The sequence below is a fragment of the Chitinophaga pendula genome (assembly GCF_020386615.1).
GTDB classification, from domain to species: domain Bacteria; phylum Bacteroidota; class Bacteroidia; order Chitinophagales; family Chitinophagaceae; genus Chitinophaga; species Chitinophaga pendula.
In genome coordinates this window covers 3,908,555-3,930,821 of record NZ_CP077769.1, presented here as the reverse complement: position 1 = coordinate 3,930,821, position 22,267 = coordinate 3,908,555, and the positions used below count along the sequence as shown (strand labels likewise).

Sequence of the window (22,267 nt, the reverse complement as noted above, 5' to 3'; positions counted from 1 at the left end):
TTAAGTATGAATCACTGGATCGATTACCGTAGTGCAAGGCCCTGTCAATTTTTGAGAGATAATATAGCAATGTTCCCTGAGAGTGCCGTGTTGAAGCTGTCAGCTACAGAACACCAGAGACTACGTGAACAGTCTTTGGCAATAGTTGCTAATCCGTATAGAAATGATGAGCAGGAAGCATTTATCATTGCAGCAAGGCAATTAACGGAGTGCTTTACTCCGACATCAAGGAATTTTGTTCAGCAACAACTGGAAAACGGCTTTGGTGCTGTGTTAATAAGAGGATTGCCAATTGATAGCGTATTACCGGTCACACCTTCCACAGGAGGGTCGCTACCGCCTACTTATAAGCATACATTTGTATCAGAGGCCATGTTAATGGCATTAGGAGGGTTGACAAATGCAGAACCTTTTAATTTTCGACAGGAAGGCCGTGGTACTGCTCCCCTGATTGATAATATTGTGCCTATTCCAAGTTTAAAAACACAAAGAGGCGCAGGTGGCTTTGCCAATAATTTCCCTTTTCATTGTGAAAGTGCCTGGCATAGGAAACGACCAGACTATTTGATATTACTTGGTATCAGGGAAGCTCCTGATGCCAGGACCCTGGTTTTTTCTACTCAGATGTTTGAAAATAGCAAATGGCAGGAATGTAGCAGCGATATAAAGGAGTGGTTCCGACTTAAAGCTCCTGACTTGTATACACAAATGGAACATGCTGGCATCCCTATGGGTACCGGAAAGTATTCCTTTGAACCTCCTATTGCTGCTATTGACGGGAAGATGACGCTAAATATTAACTTCAATGGTACAGAATGTATTCATGAAGAAGCTGTACAATGGTTATCGGAGCTAGAGGATTTTATTGAAAGTAAAACGGTAGGTGCTGTTATCGCTGAAGGAAATGCATTGATATTGAATAACTACCTGACATGCCATACCCGCACGGGATATACTCCTTCCTTCAACGGACTTGACCGTTGGTTCCTGCGTGGCTATTTCAAAAGGGATCTTTGGGCGAAAGGGATACAACCTGACGCCCAAGAAGCTATTTATCGTGATTTAGTACAGGAGGGTTGGATTACAGAAGAAGGACAACTTACATCTTCGTTTTTGAAGTATGTGTACCTGCCTGAAGAAACAAAGAAATTGACAGGTAAACAAGCTACACTGGCATCGCTGGCATTTCACTATACGCCAGTAACAGGTTCCCGGATCGTTTAGCAGCGTCGTTTTATTTATTCATGGATGTTATGACAACATTGAGTCTTATTAGTATAGTTAAGTTGTTGGAAAGAGCAAATGATGCAGGCATCATTGTATCTTTTTCTAATGATGAATTGGCATTGAGTGTGAGAAAGGGAATGCATATCAACCAGCAAATACTGGAGGAACTGAGGCAGCATAAACCATCTTTGATCCAATATTTTCAGCAACATAAGGTAAAAGAGAATAGTATAACGGATGCCCCGCACAAGATGGATAGGGATAAACAGCGCCGGTTGCCGTTGTCTTTTGCGCAGGAACGACTATGGTTCATTGATAAACTGCAGGGCAGCATACAATATCACATGCCTTGGGTATTCAACCTGGAGGGCAGATTAGACCGGTTAGCAATGGAGAGTGCATTCCGCATGGTGATAGTACGGCATGAAGTATTAAGGACCGTCATTTTGGAAGATGACGGAGTAGGGTATCAGGATATTAAGCCGGCAGATGAATGGCATATGACTTATGTGACAGAGGATGCTATTCACCAGTCTGGTCATAGCGTTAGCTCCTATATAACGCATATAACTTCGTTGCCTTACGATCTGTCTGCTGATTGGATGTTGAAGGTAACGTTGATAGAAAGGGAGACGAACCTATATACCTTGTGTATACTGCTTCATCATATTGCTTTTGATGGCTGGTCCGTATCGATACTCGTCAGGGAACTGACGGCGCTTTATCTTAGTTATGCCAAGGGAGTAAAACCAGTTTTACCACCGCTTGCCCTGCAGTATGCTGATTATGCAATTTGGCAACGGCAATATTTGAGCGGGAACAGGCTTGAAAAAAAAATAGCGTATTGGTTAAAGCAGCTCAAAGACGTTCAACCGTTGGCATTTCCTACCGATTATCCCCGTCCGAAAGAGCAAATAATGAGTGGACGGGAAGCTAGTTTGGTTTGCAATGACATATTGAAGAATGCATTGGTGACTCTTAGCCAGGAGGAAGGTGCCACCTTGTATATGACTTTACTGTCCGCATTTAATGCACTGCTATATAGATATGTGTCGCAAAACGATATCTGTATCGGTAGCCCAGTCGCAGGCAGGCAACAGCAACAGTTGGAAAGTCTGATCGGTTTTTTTGTTAATACACTGGCTATCAGAAGTCATATAACAGGCGAGATGCCCTTTTCTGCTTTACTACAACAGGTAAGGCAGACGACATTAGAAGCCTATGAACATCAGGATGTACCCTTTGAGAAAATAGTCGAATCACTGGGAATAGAGAGGGATATGAGCCGTAGTGCCGTATTCCAGGTGATGTTTGCCTTGCAGAACACGCCGTCGGTTACCGAACCGGATTTAGGGGAGATCCGGCTAACAGGTGAAAATAATGACACTGCTACTTCCCGCTTTGACATCAGTTTGACAATCACGTTGCTGGATTCTGGTATGCAGATCAGGATAGTCTACAATGATAGGTTGTACAGCGAGTTGCGCATGGAGAAGTTGTTGGGGCATTATCGCAATTTGCTGGAATCGATCGTTGCAGACAAGCATACAACTATTGGTGAATTAGGTATGCTGGGATCGGATGAGCTGCAGCAACTGCTGCATGATTTTCGTAGTCCTGCCCCAGTGATACCAGCGGAGGAGAAGACCCTTCCGGCATTATTCCGAGCGGCAGCAGCACGTACACCTGCAGCTACCGCATTACTTTTTGAAGATACTACGATGAGTTACGCTACGCTGGACGCTTATAGCGACCGGCTGGGAGTAGCGCTGCAATCTAAAGGTGTGAAGGCGGGTACCCTGGTACCGTTGTGTATAGATCGTTCTATGGAGATGATCGTTGGTATACTTGGTATTTTGAAGGCCGGAGGTGCCTATGTACCGATAGATCCGGGTTATCCACTTTCTCGGATCACTTATATGCTGGAAGATACGAGCGCACAGGTAGTGGTCAGTAACCAACGCCGTAAGGGATTATTATCGGATGGTACGTCCTTGGCTATTTTGGTGGTAGAAGAAGTATTATCTGGCGAGGAAGCTCATCCGGATGTTTTACCGCAGGCTTTAGCAGGCGGTGATGATCCTGCTTATGTGATCTATACTTCCGGATCAACAGGGCGTCCTAAAGGCGTGATGGTATCTCAACGTTCAGTTGTTAGTTTGATCCATACGCAAAGAGCGCTGTTCAATATTGAGGCTGGCGAACGGATCTTACAGTTTTCCAATTATAGTTTTGATGCATCTGTAGAACAGTTATTTCTGGCGTTGCTGCACGGTGCTACCCTGGTACTTTTCCGGGAAGGGCTGCAGCTGGAGACTGGTCTGTTTGAGCGGTTCCTGGTATCCAGTGGTGTAACTCACTTACATGCGACGCCAGGCTTTTTAGAGACCTTGACACCATTTAGTAACGGCCGCCTTCGTCGGGTGATTGCGGGAGGAGAGGCATGTAGTAAATCTCTGGCTGCGCGTTGGCAAAAGGTGGCTGCTTTTTATAATGAGTATGGTCCTACAGAGACGACTGTGACAGCGACTATCTACCGTTATGATGAGGAGCATGCTGCCAGGTTGTCTACTTTGCCGATTGGTAAACCGTTGGCTGGTGTGTCGGCTTACATATTGGATGTACAAGGTAATCCGGTACCTGTAGGTGTAACCGGAGAGCTTTATCTGGGGGGCGTGCAGGTAGCGATAGGATATCTGCATCTGCCGGACCAGACAGCTAGTCGTTTTGTTGCGGACCGGTGGAGTGACTTGCGGGATGGTCGTTTGTATCGTACCGGAGATCTTGTTCGCTGGCTACCTGATGGGAATATCGAATATCATGGTCGTATAGATGAGCAGGTGAAGGTACGCGGTTACCGTATAGAGCCCAGCGAGATCGCATCGGTCCTGGAAGAGTGTTCCTCTGTACAGCAGGCGGTGGTGGTGGTAGCTCAGCATCGTTTGGTGGCTTATGTGGTAGGTAAGGATATTGAAGCGGTAAAGCTCCTGGATTACCTACGTGGTCGTCTGCCCGAATATATGCATCCATCGTTGGTGATCCCGCTGGATGCCCTGCCGCTGACTGCCAATGGAAAAATAGACAAACGAGCGTTACCGGATCCCATGAGCCATCTGGATCGCACAGCAGATTATATTGCTCCCCGCACATTAATGGAGTGTTCGTTGGCCAGGATCTGGTCCACTATGTTGGGTGTAGAGCGGATAGGTTTATCGGACAATTTTTTTGTTTTGGGAGGTCATTCGCTGTTGGTGACGCGGCTGGTGTCAGCGATCCGCAAGGAGCTGTCATTGGAGGTAAGTGTTAAAGATATTTTTATCTACCCGACGATATCAGCATTGTCTGGTCACCTGGAGGCGGGCCAGTTATCTTCTTTATTGCCTGCTATCAGCGCACATCCTGCTAGGGATCGTGTTCCCTTATCTTTTGCGCAGGAGCGTTTATGGTTTATCGACCGTTTGCAGGGAAGCATTCCTTATCATATGCCCTGGGTCTTCCGGATGAGTGGCTTTTTGAATATATCAGCGCTGAGGTCTGCTTTCCGGGAGATTGTCCGTCGACATGAGATATTACGTACGGTGATCCGGGAGGACGCAGGTATAGGTTATCAGCATATTTTACCCTGGTCAGACTGGGAGTTGGAATATCAGCCGGCGTCAGTGTTATTGGCCACACATGAGAGTATTGCTGCTTATCTGTCGGCAGCAGGCGCGATCCCTTTTGACTTGTCGTCAGACTATATGCTGCGGGTTACGGTAATAGGGCATAGTCCCGGAGAACATACGCTGTTTGTATTATTGCATCATATTGCTTTTGACGGGTGGTCTGTTTCTATTCTGACCACTGAACTGATGACACTGTATCGTAGTTATGTAAAGGGAGAAGATGTGGTTTTACCTTCACTGCCTGTACAATATGCCGACTATGCCTGGTGGCAGCGTCAATACATACAGGGAGCGTTGCTGGACGGAGAGCTTTCCTACTGGCGATCGCGTTTGTCAGGAGTGACGCCATTGGCACTACCAGTAGACTATGCTCGGCCGGCGATCCAAAGCATGGAGGGCGACAGTGTATCTACCACTTTACCTGTATGTCTGAGTGATAAATTGTTGGATTTGTCGCGTCAGGAAGGAACGACGCTGTTCATGACGTTACTGGCTGCCTTCAAGGTATTATTGTATCGCTATACAGGACAATCGGATATCTGTGTAGGTACAGGTGTAGCCAACCGTAATCACCAGGAGATAGAAGGTTTGATTGGTTTTTTTGTCAATGCATTGGCGTTGCGGAGTGAGGTCTCCGGAGAGGGATCTTTTATCAGCTTTTTACAACAGGTGAAACAGGAGACCTTATCCGCTTATGAACACCAGGAGGTTCCCTTTGAGAAGGTGGTGGAGGCGCTGGGAGTGGAGCGAGATATGAGTCGTACCCCGGTATTCCAGGTCATGTTCATATTACAGAATACACCGGATGCCATCGAGACAGAACTATATGGACTTTCTCTGCAGGATCAACGGTTTTCGCATATTACCTCAAAGTTTGATTTTTCCTTTAGCCTCCGCGAAACAAGATTAGGTATTAAACTGCATATCGAATATGCTACCGCTTTATATGCCCGGAATACGATTGAACGGTTATTAATACATTATCGCAATTTGCTGGAATCGATCGTTGCAGACAAGCATACAACTATTGGTGAATTAGGTATGCTGGGATCGGATGAGCTGCAGCAACTGCTGCATGATTTTCGTAGTCCTGCCCCAGTGATACCAGCGGAGGAGAAGACCCTTCCGGCATTATTCCGAGCGGCAGCAGCACGTACACCTGCAGCTACCGCATTACTTTTTGAAGATACTACGATGAGTTACGCTACGCTGGACGCTTATAGCGACCGGCTGGGAGTAGCGCTGCAATCTAAAGGTGTGAAGGCGGGTAGCCTGGTACCATTGTGTATAGATCGTTCTATGGAGATGATCGTTGGTATACTCGGTATTTTGAAGGCCGGAGGTGCCTATGTACCGATAGATCCGGGTTATCCACTTTCTCGGATCACTTATATGCTGGAAGATACGAGCGCACAGGTAGTGGTCAGTAACCAACGCTGCAAGGGATTATTATCGGATGGTACGTCCTTGGCTATTTTGGTGGTAGAAGAAGTATTATCTGGCGAGGAAGCTCATCCGGATGTTTTACCGCAGGCTTTAGCAGGCGGTGATGATCCTGCTTATGTGATCTATACTTCCGGATCAACAGGGCGTCCTAAAGGCGTGATGGTATCTCAACGTTCAGTTGTTAGTTTGATCCATACGCAAAGAGCGCTGTTCAATATTGAGGCTGGCGAACGGATCTTACAGTTTTCCAATTATAGTTTTGATGCATCTGTAGAACAGTTATTTCTGGCGTTGCTGCACGGTGCTACCCTGGTACTTTTCCGGGAAGGGCTGCAGCTGGAGACTGGTCTGTTTGAGCGGTTCCTGGTATCCAGTGGTGTAACTCACTTACATGCGACGCCAGGCTTTTTAGAGACCTTGACACCATTTAGTAACGGCCGCCTTCGTCGGGTGATTGCGGGAGGAGAGGCATGTAGTAAATCTCTGGCTGCGCGTTGGCAAAAGGTGGCTGCTTTTTATAATGAGTATGGTCCTACAGAGACGACTGTGACAGCGACTATCTACCGTTATGATGAGGAGCATGCTGCCAGGTTGTCTACTTTGCCGATTGGTAAACCGTTGGCTGGTGTGTCGGCTTACATATTGGATGTACAAGGTAACCCGGTACCTGTAGGTGTAACCGGAGAGCTTTATCTGGGGGGCGTGCAGGTAGCGATAGGATATCTGCATCTGCCGGACCAGACAGCTAGTCGTTTTGTTGCGGACCGGTGGAGTGACTTGCGGGATGGTCGTTTGTATCGTACCGGAGATCTTGTTCGCTGGCTACCTGATGGGAATATCGAATATCATGGTCGTATAGATGAGCAGGTGAAGGTACGCGGTTACCGTATAGAGCCCAGCGAGATCGCATCGGTCCTGGAAGAGTGTTCCTCTGTACAGCAGGCGGTGGTGGTGGTAGCTCAGCATCGTTTGGTGGCTTATGTGGTAGGTAAGGATATTGAAGCGGTAAAGCTCCTGGATTACCTACGTGGTCGTCTGCCCGAATATATGCATCCATCGTTGGTGATCCCGCTGGATGCCCTGCCGCTGACTGCCAATGGAAAAATAGACAAACGAGCGTTACCGGATCCCATGAGCCATCTGGATCGCACAGCAGATTATATTGCTCCCCGCACATTAATGGAGTGTTCGTTGGCCAGGATCTGGTCCACTATGTTGGGTGTAGAGCGGATAGGTTTATCGGACAATTTTTTTGTTTTGGGAGGTCATTCGCTGTTGGTGACGCGACTGGTGTCAGCGATCCGCAAGGAGCTGTCATTGGAGGTAAGTGTTAAAGATATTTTTATCTACCCGACGATATCAGCATTGTCTGGTCACCTGGAGGCGGGCCAGTTATCTTCTTTATTGCCTGCTATCAGCGCACATCCTGCTAGGGATCGTGTTCCCTTATCTTTTGCGCAGGAACGTTTATGGTTTATCGACCGTTTGCAGGGAAGCATTCCTTATCATATGCCCTGGGTCTTCCGGATGAGTGGCTTTTTGAATATATCAGCGCTGAGGTCTGCTTTCCGGGAGATTGTCCGTCGACATGAGATATTACGTACGGTGATCCGGGAGGACGCAGGTATAGGTTATCAGCATATTTTACCCTGGTCAGACTGGGAGTTGGAATATCAGCCGGCGTCAGTGTTATTGGCCACACATGAGAGTATTGCTGCTTATCTGTCGGCAGCAGGCGCGATCCCTTTTGACTTGTCGTCAGACTATATGCTGCGGGTTACGGTAATAGGGCATAGTCCCGGAGAACATACGCTGTTTGTATTATTGCATCATATTGCTTTTGACGGGTGGTCTGTTTCTATTCTGACCACTGAACTGATGACACTGTATCGTAGTTATGTAAAGGGAGAAGATGTGGTTTTACCTTCACTGCCTGTACAATATGCCGACTATGCCTGGTGGCAGCGTCAATACATACAGGGAGCGTTGCTGGACGGAGAGCTTTCCTACTGGCGATCGCGTTTGTCAGGAGTGACGCCATTGGCACTACCAGTAGACTATGCTCGGCCGGCGATCCAAAGCATGGAGGGCGACAGTGTATCTACCACTTTACCTATATGTCTGAGTGATAAATTGTTGGATTTGTCGCGTCAGGAAGGAACGACGCTGTTCATGACGTTACTGGCTGCCTTCAAGGTATTATTGTATCGCTATACAGGACAATCGGATATCTGTGTAGGTACAGGTGTAGCCAACCGTAATCACCAGGAGATAGAAGGTTTGATTGGTTTTTTTGTCAATGCATTGGCGTTGCGGAGTGAGGTCTCCGGAGAGGGATCTTTTATCAGCTTTTTACAACAGGTGAAACAGGAGACCTTATCCGCTTATGAACACCAGGAGGTTCCCTTTGAGAAGGTGGTGGAGGCGCTGGGAGTGGAGCGGGATATGAGTCGTACCCCGGTATTCCAGGTCATGTTCACATTTCAGAATACACCGGTAGCTACTGATACGGAGTTGTATGAACTGATACTCACTCCTGTTGCATATGCACATGTTACAGCAAAATATGATTTCAGTGTTAGCGTCCGGGAAACCTCTCAAGGTATAAGTATTTATGTGGAATATAGTACGGCTTTGTATCGTAGAGAAACCGTACAAAGGTTGATGGAACATTATCAATGCTTATTGGATGGAATTGTATCCAATCCTCATGAGGTGACTGGAAAAATTCCCCTACTTGGTGAAGCGGAGAGAAGGCAATTACTATTTGAATTTAATGATACTAACGTCGAATATCCGGATACTACATTTGTGGCACTGTTTGATCGCCAGGTTAAAGCAACACCTGATAACATTGCAGTGAAGGACAATAGCAGGCAGTTAAGTTACCGGGAGTTGCAAGACCAAGCAACACAATTGGCAAATTTGTTGACGGAAAGAGGTGTAGGAAAGGAGGCATTGGTACCGGTTTTTATGCGCCGTTCCGTTGATATGTTAATAGCGATCATTGGAATTTTAAAGGCTGGAGGCGCTTATGTGCCTGTCGATCCGGATGCTCCGGCAGCCAGGATTGTTTATTTGCTGGAGGATATGGCTGCCCAGGTAGTATTGAGTGATGCAGCGGCTATGAGAGCACTACCTGACGTGGGGATACCGGTCCTTAATATACAGGATGAAAGTATATATGCTGATTTACCTGTATCAGAGGGGGTGTTGCCGGAGATCATACCGCAACAACTGGCGTATGTAATCTATACGTCCGGCTCTACGGGAATGCCCAAAGGTGTCATGATAGCGCACGACAGCCTGGTAAATTACCTGTTGAACAGTCAGAAAAGATATATAAGTGAAGGTGTTGGTATTGGCAGCCTTTCTCATCTGTCCTATACATTTGACGCTTCTCTGACGGCCTTATTTGTGCCGTTGCTTGCCGGTAAATGTGTGGTGTTCGCAAGCGGAGTGGGGTTGGAAACCATCAACGACGAAGATCTTTTGGTGCAGGGTAACTATGATTTCATCAAACTGACCCCTGCTCACATGGTATTATTGGAACCTTACATTGCCCGCTATGAGAAAGGATTTGCGGACAGGATCATATTAGGAGGAGAGGCATTGTATGCAGGCCATGTCCAGTCACTGACCAGCAGAAAGCTGCCAGTTGATATAGTGAATGAATACGGTCCTACGGAAGCAACTGTTGGTGCTACCGTATACACTTGTAAAGCTAATAGTGAGCAGCACCTACCAACAGGATATTATCCAATCGGCAAACCATTGGATAATGTGCATATCTATATAGTGAATGAGCATTACGAGCCTGCACCGATAGGTGTGATGGGGGAATTGCTCATAGGTGGTGTGCAGGTTGCAAGAGGGTATTTAAATCAACCAGCGTTAACGGCGCGGCAATTTATCAACAGCCCTTTCATAACGGGAGAGCGCGTATATAAAACCGGAGATCTTGCCCGTTGGTTGCCGGATGGGAATATTGAATATATAGGACGTCGGGATGAACAGGTGAAGATAAGGGGGTATCGCATGGAGCCAGGTGAAGTGGAAACAGTACTTCATGAACTGGAGGTGTTGGCCGCAAATTGTGTTGTCGTAAAAAAAGATACAACGGGTAATAATAAATTAGTAGCCTATTATGTACCTAAGGCGGATGTTTTTCATCAGTTTGAAGGGAATGTGGAACAGTTACAGCGACACATACGGATAGGATTAAAAGAGCGGCTGCCAGATTACATGATCCCGCAGGACCTGATACTGATGGAACAGCTGCCGCTTACTACTAATGGTAAGATGGACCGGCTTGCTCTTTCGGTCAGGGATGATATACATCTAGGTACTTCAGGATATATAGCCCCGGTAACGGATATTGAGAAGATGCTGGCGCAGATATGGCAGGAATTGCTGGAGGTAGAAAAGGTGGGATTACAGGATAATTTTTTTGACCTGGGTGGGCATTCTCTGCTGGCAGTACAGTTACTACATCGGCTAGCTGGTGAGCATCTATCGCTTGATCAGTTGTTTGAGTGCCAGGATATCAGGTCTCAGGCTGCATTGATCGAAAAAGGGCGAGTCTTACAGGAAATAACCCGGCAGAAAAGGGAAACAGTGCAGCCTCATCTGACGTTGCTAAGGGCAGGAACGGCAGAACGTTCGCTGTTTATTTTACCAGGGTCCAAAGGTGTAAGTAATGCTTATGAAGCACTGGCAATGGGGATAGACACACCTTATCAGATCTATGGCATACAAATGCAGGGCTCCTTTGAAGGAGAAGAGCCGTTACAGCAACTGGCGGATATTGCCAGACAACAGGTTGCCTGGATACGGGAGATACAACCGCATGGGCCATATCAGCTTATCGGGCATTCATTTGGTGGTTGTATTGCATATGAAATGGCCAGTATACTGGAAGAACAGGGAGCACAGGTGGCTATGGTTGGCATTATTGATGTAGCGGCAGGAGACACTATACATACCTCAGAACAAGAAATTAATAAGGCTTCATTGCTGACGAAGATCGCCGCTGGCATTTTTGAACAATATGGTGTGATCAGATTCCCTTACCCACGTTGGGTGAGCGAACTCGAGCGCAATATGCAGAAGGAACATACGGTGAAGGGGATGAAACAGCTGTTAATGAAAACTGTTGATCAGCAGATTAGTATCAAACCGGCAGGTTTATCTGCCATGATGCAATTGTTCGAATTACAGGCTACCAATGAAATGATGTCTCGTCAGCTAAGCGGTAGAAAGCTGGATATACCGCTGGTACTTATAAAAGGAAGAGATACACCATGGTACAACATAGCAGAGGGCCTGGGGTGGAAACAGTACTTCACAAAAGTAGAAGTCTACACAGTGCCGGGTAATCATGATACGATGTTACAGCAGAGTATTGCGTTGATTGGAGAACATTTGACAGCAAAAATAAAATGAGCTGTCAAATGGAAATAAATTCATAATGCTTTATTATTGTATTTCAATTGAATACCCTATGATGAGATGGACCCCATTATATTTCCTGCTATTTTTTACTTGGCTTTCAAAAGATGCTCACGCGCAAACGAATGTACAAGGAACTATAACGGGACATATTATCCAGCAAGGAACGACCGCAAATATCGAGGGCGCAACCATCTTTCTTAAAAAGCAAAAAGATACCCTGTTTTATCGTACGACGATCAGTGATAAAACAGGTAATTTTTCTTTTGTAGGGCTGGATAGTGGTGAATATGGGCTGGAGGTCAGTCATCTCGTATTTAAAAAATATAGTGCTCCTCCCATTACCATTGACCAATATCATCGTATTGTCGAACTGCCGGTAATAGCATTAGAGATTAGTGACAATCGTAATCTCAAAGAGGTGGTTGTACAGTCTGAACAAAAGCCACTGGTTGAGCAGCAACTGGACCGACAGGTAGTGAATGTGAATACACTTATTGCCAATGCGGGTGCCAATGCACTGGATATCTTAGGAAATTCCCCTGGGATCAGTGTCTCTGAAGAAGGTGGAATTAGCCTGAGAGGGCGTGCAGGCGTCAAGATCTTCGTAGATGATAGGCCGGCACATATTTCCGGAAAGGATCTGTCCAACTATTTAAAGTCTTTCCCGGCTGGTACAATAGACAAGATCGAGATCATGCCTAATCCGCCAGCAAAATACGACGCAAGTGGAACCGCGGGGATTATCAATATCAGGACCAAAAAGATCAAAACAAAGGGATTCAATAGTAATCTTACACTTAGTTACGGTCAAGGCAGCTATGCAAGGACTAATAATTCCCTGAATTTTAATTACAGGAATAATAAAGTGAATATTTATGGTAATGCCAGCTATTCCGTATTGAATAACTATTTTGATTCTTACCGGGACAGGAAGTATGATTATCCGGGAGGAATAGATAATTACACGTTAGCACAGCACTATTATGAAGCCAGCAGTAAAAAAAGCACCAATTATAAGATAGGGATTGATTATGATATCCGTCCGCAGACAAGTATTGGTATTGCCTATAGTGGATTTTATAGTCCCTATAAGGAGAGAGGTAGTTACAAAAATGTATTTAGCCAGGTTCCCGGAACACCGGATTCTACGATGTATGTAAAAAGCAACCTGACGGATAATGCTAGGAATAATGCGGTAAGCCTGTACTTGCGTAATCAATTTGACAATCCTGAGCAAGAGCTGAATCTCTCGCTGGACTACCTTGATTTTAAAGATAAAACCAATCAACTGTCGGAGAACGATACTTACCTTTCGAATAATACGTTTGATAACAGGTATGTGTTGATCTCCAATACACCCTTTACCGCGAAGATCTATAGTGCCAGGACCGACTATGACAGCCGCATATGGGGAGATATCAAAATGTCCGCTGGGGCACAGATTACCTATTCCAGGAGGAACAGTGAAGGAATCTACTTCAATAAACGGGGGGAGGAGATAGTTCCGAATGAAAGTCTTAATAACCGGTTTGAGTATAAAGAGAATATTAATGCTTTCTACCTGAGTTTGCGAAGAGAATTGAACAGGGTCTCCATACAGGCAGGGCTGAGAGTGGAGAATACCTATGGCCGGGCATCCAGGTATGATTTTGTTAATAAGCGGGATTCCTCTTTCAGGTTGAACTATACAGATCTGTTCCCTACCTTATTTGTGTCCTACAAACTGGACAGTATCCATGATCAGCAGCTGACCTTTTCGGCCGGAAGAAGAATTACTCGGCCAACCTACCAGGACCTGAATCCTTCTATATTTTTCTATGACAGATATACTTCGATCACCGGTAATCCTGTGTTGCAACCGGAATATTCGTCTAATGTTGAACTAGCCTACAGCTATGGTGATAAGATCAGGTTAGGGCTGGTCTACAACCTGACGCAGGATAATATTACACAGGTCTACGAGCAGGTAGATAAGGCCTTTATCGGCGGAACAGTTAATATAGACAAAGTAAGAGGGATAGGTATAAATGCTAATGGCACGGTGCCGCTTTATAAATGGTGGACGATCAACTTGTATGGGGAATTGATGAATACTTACTATAAAGGAGCATTCTTTAAGGATGGATATCTTGATAGGGATCTTACAACGGTCCGAATGACAGGAAGCAGTCAATTCCGGTTTAATAAGGGATGGGGAATGGAACTCAGCGGTTTTTACCGGAGTAGTATGATATTAGGTCCTGCTATATTGCAACCTGTATGGCAGGTGCACTTCGCCACCCAAAAGAAGATCTTAGGGGATAACGGTATGATAAGCCTTACGGTCCGCGATATCTTCAAAAGCTGGAATGTCAAACGTACGATAGAGATCACACATGCTAATGTTTCTTTCTCGAATACTTTCGATACCCGCCTGGTCAACCTGACATTTACCTATAAGTTTGGCAAGATGGGAAGCAGTCGGGTGAGGAAGACGGGTATTCAGAGTGAAGAAAGCCGGATCGGTGGTAAATAATTTCTTGTCTTTACCAGTATTATAACTGTCTGTTTTGCCATTCGTCTTTTGATAGTGCGTAAACGAAGTTGAATTTGGGAGGTTCTCCGTAATAGGTCATTTCCTGTTCAGCTATTTTTCGGGCACCCAGACGACCGACTGCAATTTGTGAACGGATATTGTCAGCACCAACTTGAAAAATGGCTGTTGAGACGAATTGGAAGATATAGTCCAGCATTAGCTTTTTAACCGTCGGATTAATACCTTTTCCCCAATATCGGGTGGCATAGAAGGTGTATCCAATCAGGATGCTGTTGTCAGATGAGTTATAGTCATAAAACCGTGTACTGCCAGCTACTTCGCCGGTGAGTTTATCTATTATTTTAAAAGCACCTTTACTTTTAATAGCCCCTTCAAAGAATACCTGAAATACCTCTCTTTTCCAACGATCCTTATTAGGATGTTGTTCCCATACCTTCGGATCTGCGGCAACGGTGTATAGTGCTTCAAAATCGTCTTCCTCCAAAGGGTAAAGTGCGATGATCTCATTTTCTAAAACCGGTTGTATGTCAAATGTCATTGGTACTCAGTTTGAATGAATAGGTGATATACAAAGGTAAATACGGATAAGATGATATGTATGGTCCAAAATAAATAAAAGTAGATAGTCCACTTTTGTGCTGATAACTATTTGCAAAAAAAAGGCCGGAGAGATGATATCATCTCTCCGGCCTTTTTAAATATGATTACGGATATTTTATGCTGTTACCGGCTCTTTTTTACGTCGGAAGGCCATGCCAATGCCTGCTGCTATCAAAAGCAATGTCGCGATATAGCTGAATAAGGAGATCTTGATCCCTTTGTAATAAGAAGCGGGTTCAAAGCGGAATGCTATTTCATGTTTACCGGCTGGGACCATAAGACCACGCAGGGCATAGTTTACGCGTGCATAAGGCACCTCTTTACCATCTATGTAGGCATGCCAGCCAGCCTTATAGTAGATCTCCGAGAACACCGCAAATTGAGGCTTAGTGGAGCTGGCCGTATAAGAGATACTGTTGAGGTCATTTTTCTTCAGCTGAATGGTCGCTGATGAGTCGAATACCGGTTGGGTAGTTACCTGGGATTTAAAGCGTTGATCTATCACTACGCTATCCCGGGTATTCATATGATCCAATGTCTGCATTTCTGCGTCGGCATTCGCTGCCCATACGATACCTTTAACAAACCAGGCGTTACCCAATGCTTCCGGATTACGCTGTGCTACCGGTTGTCCGTCTTGTCCGGCCTGGATAACATACTTGGTATTTAACATGTTTAATACCTGTATGTTGTTTTTAGCAATTTGGCGTTCTATGAGATCCTGGTATAATTGCAGCTTGGCTGCATGATAGCCACCAATGGATTTATGGAAGTAGGAAGTCATCGCATCATTGAATGGATCGCCTGCCAGATTGTACACCCGGTAATAGGGATCTTTGTCTTGTAGTATCTGCTGATCTGCAGGAGATGGCTGAAACATCGCCCTATAGTTGCTCTGCTCCACAAAATTACTATCATCCACAAAGCGGCGATCGATCTGTAGGAGGTCAAACAACACTAAAACAGCCAGTCCTCCCGTCATCACTTTACCATTGACCTTTCCTTTGAGGAACAGCCACAATAGTAAAAATGCCAGTCCGACCAACACTGCTGAGCGTATTACATCGGAGCGGTACAATGACGCACGGTCTTCCCTGAGTGCACGCATCATCGTATCTACCACAGTAGTATTACCCTGAGACATTTGTACCAATTGCGCTTTGAAGCGATCATCCCCTCTTGGATGTTCAGGGTCATTGGAGATATTAGTAAAAGACAGGCTGGTAGACATGATCAGCAGCAGGACCAACAGGCCGCCGGTGATCATACCTGCGAGTTTTAAATTTTTGAACAGTTCCTTTTTATCGGATTGGGCTGTTATTAATTCATTGAGCCCCATTACTGCCAGCAATGCAAATGTTAGCTGAGGTAATACAACAATAATAGAAGGCGCTCTGAATTTGTTATAGAAAGGTAGGTGATCAAAGAGGAAATAGTTGAAAGACGCCAGATTATCGCCCCACATCATCAATATCGAAAGTATGGTGATCGCCAGTATCCACCATCTGTGCCAGGATTTAGTTAAAATGAATCCAAGCACCGCCAGAAAACAAATAATTGCCCCGAGGTAGGTAGCAGATGTCCAAGGCTGATTACCCCAGTACATCGGCCATTGCTGGATCATACGTTCAGCTTCTACTGGAGGGATACCCAGCGTAGTAAGCTCTTTATAGGTATTGGAAGAGGTTGTCAGTTTTACGTCGCTGCTTCCCATCAGGTTGGGTACAAGGAAGGTGAAAGTCTCCAGCTGTCCCACACTGTAGCGGAATGCATAGGTTTTATCCAGACCTCCTGTTGTAGTAAGCCCCTTCTGTTCTGCTAATGGCGAGAGCTCCGATTGTCCTCCACGTATACTTTCATGAGAATACTCATAGGTAGTCCACATCAGCATTAGGTTGCTGGCGACACCCAGCATCGCGGCAAGAGCGATCAATGCTCCGCTGATCAGCAGGTGTTTAACCTGTTTTTCCCGGATACAATATACCGCATATGCGATACCGAGCATGCCCAGTAGTAAAAAGAAATAATAGGTGATCTGCAGGTGGTTGGCCCCTATCAGGTAAATCATGAATAGCGCTGTAAGCCCCGTGCCCAAAAAATACTTCTTCCGTAGTATCAGTAGTACACCGGCTAATACCGCCGGCATGTAGCACATCGCCAGCATCTTAGTATCGTGCCCCGCTGCTATTATTATCACGTTATAGCTGGCATAGGCGTACGCGATGGCGCCTATAAAAGCAATCCATGGTCTTACTCTTAAGACAATACATAAAAGATAAAAGCCAACGGCTGCCAGAAATAAGAAGTTGATAGGTATGGGTAGGCCCAGGGATAATATCTTAGGGATAATTTCTCCAATGTGATAAGGAGACTCAACGGCTATCTGGTAGGTGGGCATGCCGCCGAACATGCTGACAGTCCATAATGGTGGAATACCATGTTGTTCCTTATATTGTAAGGCTTCATGAGCCATTCCTTGCCATTGGATGGAATCGTGCTGGCTCAGTACTTTCCCATCGAGTACGGGTTTGCAGTATAGAATAGCAATCAGCAGGAAAATGATTACTACGACCAGGTGTGGCAAAACAGCATTCAGCCGGTTGTTTTTCATAATTGTATGATCTGCTTTTTATAACGGATAAGTAGCAAATATACTATAAACAAACCCGAAAGTCGATGCCCTACACTCGAAAATATGCCTTGATTAATTGGTTTATTATTAATTAATAGAACCATAACAAATAAAACAAGCTAACAGCACCCCATATCCTAATAAGGCAGTAAAAACTGCTTTATTTATCATTATTTAGTATTTAATTATTGTTATTCGATAAATACTGCGGAAGTATTCGTCACACTTAACAGGCTTTTGGGGACTGTAATCATAACTTTGGATAGGTGGCGGCTATTGTGAAAGACTTGGGAGAAGATGGGTTGCTGCCTGATATGATGAAGGTTTACGGCGTAGTTCATCGTATGAGCTGTAAGAAAGGAAACCTATGACCGATTCCGAGTTAGCCCCCGATAGGTTATTTGCTGGCAAAATATTTCTGGATCAACTCACCGGCGTATCCATTTAACTGCTGCAAGTGGCGGAAGTCTTTGAGGTCGATAATGGCATTGATCCATTTTTCTTCATTCTGGTATTCCGTTAGTACCTGAACGGTTATGTCATCATATTGCCCGGAAGTACCTGCAAAATAACTAACTACAAAGTCGCGGAGGCTTGCTGCGTCAATATCCTGGCCCCGGTAAGGCGCTGTTCCTTGTTTTGTCTGCCCGTTATGATAACGTACGCTATATTGAAATGTACAATATTTCATTTTAATGATTTATACGTAAAAGTAATAAATATTAACGCTTTCTAATATCTAATTGAATTGCTACTGCTTGAATACCTATTTGCTGGAGTATTACTGCATAAGTATTAGTTTCATCTTGATTGGTGTGGTAGTTAATAATGATATCGGTGCACAGGCTATAGGGCAATATTTAACCCTTTCTGCTTTTTCTTCATACATTTCACTGTAGTGTGGAAAATTATCATAATGACCCTTATTAACTGCTGCGTTGGCTCCATAAGGATGAGTTGTGCATAGCTAATATTGAGCTAATTATAATGCGCCAACCTATATCGCAATGGTGTAGTATATACGTGTCTGTTAACGGAATCAAAAAATTCTGGTATGCTGTTTGTCTCACGGGTAATTACTATTTGTTAATCAAAAACCAGTTTTATGAAATCAATGTTCAGAGCATTAAGCCTACTGCTACTTACTGTTTTTCTATTTGCCGCTTGTAGTAAAAACACTGATCCTGCTAATACAGATATTTTCGCGGGGACTTTTAGAGGAAAGATAGGATATACTGATGCTGAAAAGAACGTTAAACAGGACAATGGAAGTATCTTCGTTACGAAAGTGGATACAAGATATGACTTTAAATTCTCTGACAACATTCCTGCTTTAACTGACGTACAATTCGAGCGGAAAGATGACAATACCATGGTTAGTATTGGTTCTTCCGGAACTGGATTGATTACTATCAATAAAGATAAACTGGTTATTAGTTTTACCCGCGATGGTAGAACATGGTCGGCTGATTGTAACAGGTAAAAACAACGATCAGATATTTACATACAACAAGCTACTCTTCAGGGGTGGCTTGTTGTATGTAATACCGTAACAGTTATATCCATTTGTGTTGATGTACAAGGCTAATAACTTCTGCTTTGGATCGTATATGAAGTTTGCTATAAATATTGTTAATATGTTTACGGGCTGTCAGTGTGCTGATCCCCAAGGCCACTCCAATGCGTTTGGCATCCCAACCTTTGATCAGGTGTTGTAATACCTCTCTTTCCCTGGCGGTGATGATGGCCGGTATGCCTGCGCTGTTAGTACTTTCAACTGTATCGATCGTTGACCTGGAAAGTAACTGTAACGCTTTCCGGGCAATACCGGGGCTCATTGGAGCTCCTCCTTCCATTACCTGCTTCATGGCAGCCGCGATCGCTGCCGCGGACTCATGTTTTAGCAGATATCCCACTGCCCCCGCTTTGATAGCATCAAATACCTTATCATCATCCTCAAAGACGGTGAGTACGATGAACTGGATAGAGGGATAGAGGGTGCGCGCAATGGCAATAACCTGTATTCCGCTGAGTTGTGGCATTTCCAGGTCTACAAAGATGATGTCCGGCAACTGTTGTAATGGGCATCCCTTTAATTCCTCCAGGCATTGTGCCCCACTGTTCGCTGTAAATAATACGCTACATCCTTTGATTTCACGTACTTTTTGCAGGAAAGTAGATATGCAGATAGCGTTGTCATCTGCAAAAGCTATGATAAGATGTTCGTTTGAATGACGCATATGGAAAGGTGAGGAGTTACTCAGTAACAAAAAATACACAGTTTGGGGTAGGCGAGATGTGTATCCTCGTGCCCTTAGTGTTTTGCCAGTGTATATACCAGCCACATATACTGGCACGGGACCGGATATGCCGTAATCCATTGCCGTCAGTTTGCAAGTTATCTGTAAGTAGAGAGCCGCAGCCATTATCTGTAATAATCATTTCCCAGTCGTTTTCAGATCTTATGACGATCACCAGCTGATCTGCCCCGCTATGTTTGATAGTATTGGTAATAGCTTCTTTAACGATCTGGAACAGGTGGAAAGCGTGTGCGGCCGGTAGCTCTACGTCAGTCATTATATCTTCCTGCACCTCCATGTCTATATGTGGATGGCTTGTTGAAAGGCGTAACAGGAACGTCTTTATACGGTCGCTGATAGCGGTTAACCGAAGTCTTTCTTTTTTTAATATCCATATCGTGTCGTTTAGCTCCAGTATCATATTATGGGAGTTGTTTTTAAGTTGCTGAAGGAGGTGCTCATGCGCAAAAGGAACATGTTGTGAAAGCTGGCTGACATTGGATGCAATGGAAGCTGCATATACACCCAGGTTATCATGCAGATCGGTAGCTATCCTTTTTCGCTCTTTTTCTGCAGCATCCAAGACGGCTACAGCGGCCTGCCGTTGTTCCTGCTCCTGTATTTGCTGTAGGCGATATTTTTGCCGGCGCCTGCTATCTCTGAAGAGCAGGTAAACGATAAATGCACCCAAAAACACCACCAGCAACACTCCGGTCAGTACGTAGTTTCGTTGTACAATAACCCAGTGTTGCTGGCGGATAATGTTTTCTTTTTGTTGCAACTGGTATTGTGTCTCCAATTCAGCAATGGCTTTCGCACTATTATGTTTGTAAAGACTATCTTTAACAGACACTAATGTGGCAAGCGATGCTGCGTATCGAGCCGGATCGTTAAGCGCTTTATAACTACGGGCCATTCCCTCATAAAAATATTGCAGCAGTTCATAGTTGATCTTGCTGTTAGTAATATCTCCACGTCGTATCAAACCGAGCATACTGTCGACCGGCGCCTTGAAAACATCCAGCGCTTTTAAGTACATTTTTTCATTCAGATACAGGTTGCCCAATGCCAGCTGCAGGTTGGAGAAGCCGGACAATACTCCTTCGGTTTTTTTCCGGATGGAGAGCGTCAGCTGCATATATTGAACTGCTTTTGCTGGCTGGCCTGTCCATTTGTAAAGATTGGCCTGCACCGCATAGGCATTGGCTAGAAAGGATAAGTGTTGTGTTTTTTTACTGAGGATAATAGCCTTGTCGAGATAGTATTGGGCAGAATCATTTTTATCCCCGCCGATCCAGGCATAGTTGTTTGCCAAGTTAGTGTATAAAGCTGCTTTTATCTTATCGTATTTGGGAGCTTCATGGCAGAATGCCAGTCCTTGAAGAGATCTGTCGATGGCATCAGGTAGCCTGTCGCGATTATAAGCCATCACTCCCAACGTATTCAGGTTGATGGCCAAGGCTAAAGAGTCATGATATATAGTAGCCTCTTTTAGGATGGTAATAAGCTGTGCCATAGCCGACCGGTAGTCAGCACGTACCAATGAGCAACCTGCATTGAGCGCTGATAACTGGAAATAAGCTGCACGGGTATTACTATCCTTTACAGTTAACAGTGGACGTATCTTTTTAATAATAGCTTCGCAGCTGTCTACCTCATCCCATCTGAATAGTGCATGCGCAGTACAGATAGCTGCAGCTATTTTATACCTCAGCAGTGGTTGGTGAGCTGCATGAATGGATAGCAAGCGTAAATATTGCCTGATGCTATCACGGGGCATGTTCTCGTATTGCTCACATATCGCTACGAGAGAAGATAATTGTGCGGTTTCAGATGCCGCAGTTACTACATTTTTTTTCAGGCTGTCAAGTAGCGGGGTTTGACCCTGTAAGCGAACGAGGGGCATCAGGCATATGATGAGAAGCAACAAACATTTCATAGCGATGGGGACCATTTAGTGGGACAGGTTCCTCCCAAATGTAACTATTATCTGTTTGTTTTTTCGGAATGCCGCCTACTCCAAATTGAGTATTGTTTACCGCAAACAATTGTGTCATTTTCGCTTTGTCAATGATTGGAGTTATCGTCTCATTCACCGTACTATCAGCATCTTAACCCTTATAATCCAATATCATGAAAACAAGTATGTTATCCGCTTATTGCCTTTCCAGAGAAGAAATGAAAAGTATTGCCGGTGGCGGTAGCCAGGCAGGAAATCGTGCCGCAACCTGCAGGGTGAATACCCCTTGCTCCGGTTTTGATCCTTTTTCCGGCTACTTCTTCTCCGGAACGTGCACGAGCAGAGCTGTTTGTGGCTGTCTGGATGCCAATAACCGCAACTGGGTAATAGGCAATCCCTGCAGTAACTGATTGCACAATTGTTGGCACAACTTCACCGGAGATGGGT

The 22,267-nt window shown here is 44.9% G+C and carries 10 protein-coding genes; 5 read left to right on the top strand and 5 right to left on the bottom strand.

The features are described 5' to 3' along the window. The first annotated feature begins 6 nt into the window (after positions 1 to 6). The 3 genes from KTO58_RS13865 to KTO58_RS13855 are packed head-to-tail and all read left to right on the top strand — an operon-like array spanning position 7 to position 14,307. The gene (locus tag KTO58_RS13865) at positions 7 to 1,224 is read left to right on the top strand and encodes a Fe(II)-2OG oxygenase family protein (protein WP_157752967.1); all 1,218 of its coding nucleotides are present in this window, start codon (positions 7 to 9) and stop codon (positions 1,222 to 1,224) included. A gap of 29 nt (positions 1,225 to 1,253) precedes the next feature. Next, positions 1,254 to 11,783, top strand: a complete 10,530-nt coding sequence (locus KTO58_RS13860; RefSeq protein WP_225859741.1) for a non-ribosomal peptide synthetase — start codon at positions 1,254 to 1,256, stop codon at positions 11,781 to 11,783. Positions 11,784 to 11,841: 58 nt separating this feature from the next. Further along, complete coding sequence (locus tag KTO58_RS13855) at positions 11,842 to 14,307, top strand: TonB-dependent receptor (RefSeq protein WP_198315254.1); 2,466 nt, start codon at positions 11,842 to 11,844, stop codon at positions 14,305 to 14,307. A 19-nt stretch (positions 14,308 to 14,326) separates the two neighbouring features. Here KTO58_RS13855 and KTO58_RS13850 read toward each other — a convergent pair whose 3' ends face one another. From KTO58_RS13850 to KTO58_RS13840, 3 genes are all read right to left on the bottom strand, one after another. After that, on the bottom strand, positions 14,327 to 14,866 hold the full coding sequence (locus KTO58_RS13850; protein WP_095838805.1) for a GNAT family N-acetyltransferase: 540 nt from the start codon (positions 14,864 to 14,866) through the stop codon (positions 14,327 to 14,329). Positions 14,867 to 15,043: 177 nt separating this feature from the next. After that, complete coding sequence (locus KTO58_RS13845) at positions 15,044 to 17,539, bottom strand: YfhO family protein (RefSeq protein ID WP_095838806.1); 2,496 nt, start codon at positions 17,537 to 17,539, stop codon at positions 15,044 to 15,046. 418 nt (positions 17,540 to 17,957) lie between these two features. Then, the gene (locus KTO58_RS13840) at positions 17,958 to 18,251 is read right to left on the bottom strand and encodes a hypothetical protein (RefSeq protein ID WP_095838807.1); all 294 of its coding nucleotides are present in this window, start codon (positions 18,249 to 18,251) and stop codon (positions 17,958 to 17,960) included. A gap of 414 nt (positions 18,252 to 18,665) precedes the next feature. Between KTO58_RS13840 and KTO58_RS13835 the strand changes: the two genes are divergently transcribed. Continuing rightward, positions 18,666 to 19,043 carry a hypothetical protein gene (locus KTO58_RS13835; RefSeq protein WP_095838808.1) on the top strand — a complete coding sequence of 126 codons (378 nt, stop codon included), beginning with the start codon at positions 18,666 to 18,668 and terminating at the stop codon, positions 19,041 to 19,043. Positions 19,044 to 19,116: 73 nt separating this feature from the next. On the opposite strand, the gene KTO58_RS13830 is transcribed toward KTO58_RS13835, so the two are convergent. Both KTO58_RS13830 and KTO58_RS13825 read right to left on the bottom strand, forming a co-directional pair. Beyond that, positions 19,117 to 19,800: a response regulator gene (locus KTO58_RS13830; protein ID WP_198315255.1), complete on the bottom strand. Its 684-nt coding sequence runs from the start codon at positions 19,798 to 19,800 to the stop codon at positions 19,117 to 19,119. Between the two features lie 16 nt (positions 19,801 to 19,816). Further along, positions 19,817 to 21,799: a sensor histidine kinase gene (locus tag KTO58_RS13825; RefSeq protein ID WP_198315256.1), complete on the bottom strand. Its 1,983-nt coding sequence runs from the start codon at positions 21,797 to 21,799 to the stop codon at positions 19,817 to 19,819. Positions 21,800 to 21,993: 194 nt separating this feature from the next. Here KTO58_RS13825 and KTO58_RS13820 point away from each other — a divergent pair, with 194 nt between their 5' ends. Continuing rightward, complete coding sequence (locus tag KTO58_RS13820; protein WP_157752969.1) at positions 21,994 to 22,230, top strand: hypothetical protein; 237 nt, start codon at positions 21,994 to 21,996, stop codon at positions 22,228 to 22,230. Positions 22,231 to 22,267: the final 37 nt, after the last annotated feature.